Below are 236 nucleotides of genomic sequence, written 5' to 3'. Positions count from 1 at the left end.
TTGTATTTGCAATCTAATTGGGTAAAATAGGACCAAAAGGCATTTGAAAAAAAGAATGAATAGTTACCCCTTTTGCATTAATGGCAGCCAAACCAGTTGGCGCCACAATAACCATTCTTTTTAAAGATTCGTTTTTAATTTGATGTAAAAAAGTAGTTTTTCCTGTCCCTGCTTTTCCTGTGATAAACAGATTTCTATCTGTTTTCTCCATAAAATTTATGGCGAGTTTTAATTCA

The 236-nt window shown here is 32.2% G+C and carries 1 pseudogene; it reads right to left on the bottom strand.

What is annotated here, in order from left to right:
- Positions 1-19 precede the first annotated feature (19 nt).
- Positions 20-236 (bottom strand): annotated as a pseudogene (locus ACY2RX_RS14905) (AAA family ATPase); the annotation flags it as partial.

It is taken from the genome of Polaribacter sp. 2405UD43-2, assembly GCF_058147125.1.
The sequence above is the reverse complement of the archived record's forward strand: the minus strand, read 5'-3'. Positions and strand labels throughout refer to the sequence as shown.